Annotated in this window: 2 protein-coding genes; both read right to left on the minus strand. The window is 71.0% G+C overall.

Going from position 1 to position 1,203, the window contains the following annotated elements; all coding sequences use genetic code 11:
• Positions 1-681 (minus strand): histidine phosphatase family protein (locus tag KDL01_RS41270; protein ID WP_246577708.1); only part of this gene is annotated, 681 nt, incomplete at its 3' end.
• Positions 682-873: 192 nt separating this feature from the next.
• Positions 874-1,068, minus strand: a complete 195-nt coding sequence (locus KDL01_RS41275; RefSeq protein ID WP_212534169.1) for a DUF2304 domain-containing protein — start codon at positions 1,066-1,068, stop codon at positions 874-876.
• Positions 1,069-1,203: the final 135 nt, after the last annotated feature.

A 1,203-nucleotide genomic window follows, 5' to 3' on the forward strand; every position in this document is an offset into this window, starting at 1 on the left:
GGTCAGGCGCAGGCGCGGGGGGTCGGCGGCCTGGTCGAGGTCCCAGCGGTTGACGGTGGCGTTGCCGACGGCGCCGTGTTGGTCGAGTAGGCGCAGCAGGCCTGCTTCGTCGAGGGGGTCGAGGATCATCCGGAGCATCAGGACGACGGCGTCGTGGGCGACGATGAGCAGGTGGCGTCCGGCGGCGTCGGCGAGGGCTTCGGTCAGGACGGAGCGGACGCGCAGTTGGACGTCGGGGAGGTTTTCGCCGCAGGGGGGTCGGAAGTAGTAGCGGCCGACGTGTTCGCGGCGGGCGATGTCCTCGGGGTATTTGCGGCGCAGGGCGGCTTCGGTGAGCATCTCCCAGGCGCCGGTCTCGCGGTCGCGCAGGCGTTCGTCGACGCGGGTGCGCTCGGGTGCGGGGGCGCCGTGTTCGGTGAGGGCGGCGAGGGCGATCTCGAGGGTGTCGCGGGCGCGGCGGTAGGGGGAGCAGTAGACCAGGTGCGGGGGGTCGTCGGCGAGGCGGGCGCCGAGGTCGGCGGCTTGGGCGCGGCCGAGGTCGGTCAGGGGTAGGTCCGCGTCGCGTTCGGTGATGGGGACGGTGAGGGCGCCGGTGGCGTGGGCGTGGGCGAAGGCCGCGTTGGCGGTGGACTGGCCGTGGCGGACGGCGGTTATGGCCGTGGGCAGCGGCGGCGCGGGCATGCTCGGCACACTCGTCCCCTCCTCGCTTGTGTCGGGGCGCGCTCGGCGCTTTTGTCGTTTGTGTCCGCGAGTGTCGGTTCTGTCGCAGACTTCTACTTTACCGGTGGTTTAGCGGCTGCGCCCGGGCGTGGTGGTGCATGCGGGGGCGCCCTTCCGGCCGGGGTCCGCGCCCCGAGGGGCGGTCGGTGACGGTCAGGGGTGTACGGAGTCGATGAGGTTGGCGATGGTGGTGTCGAGGCTGTTGATCTGTGTGGCCAGGGTGGTGGAGGCGAGGTAGAAGCCGAAGATCGCGGCGACGAGCGCGTGCGAGAGCTTCATACCGCCCTTGCGGATGAGCAGGAACATGACGACGCCGAACAAAAGTACGACGGGGAGTGAGAGGGTCACGCTGGTGCTTCTTCCCGGTGAAACGGACAGTGGCCTCCATCGTGCGTGAGCCTGGCGCGGTTCGCCGGGTCGATTCAGCCATCTGGCTCACGGCGCGGTGGCCGTGGCGGGGTTTTCGCCGGGGTCGGGTTGGGG

This window comes from Actinospica durhamensis (genome assembly GCF_018139695.1).
Taxonomy (GTDB): domain Bacteria; phylum Actinomycetota; class Actinomycetes; order Streptomycetales; family Catenulisporaceae; genus Actinospica; species Actinospica durhamensis.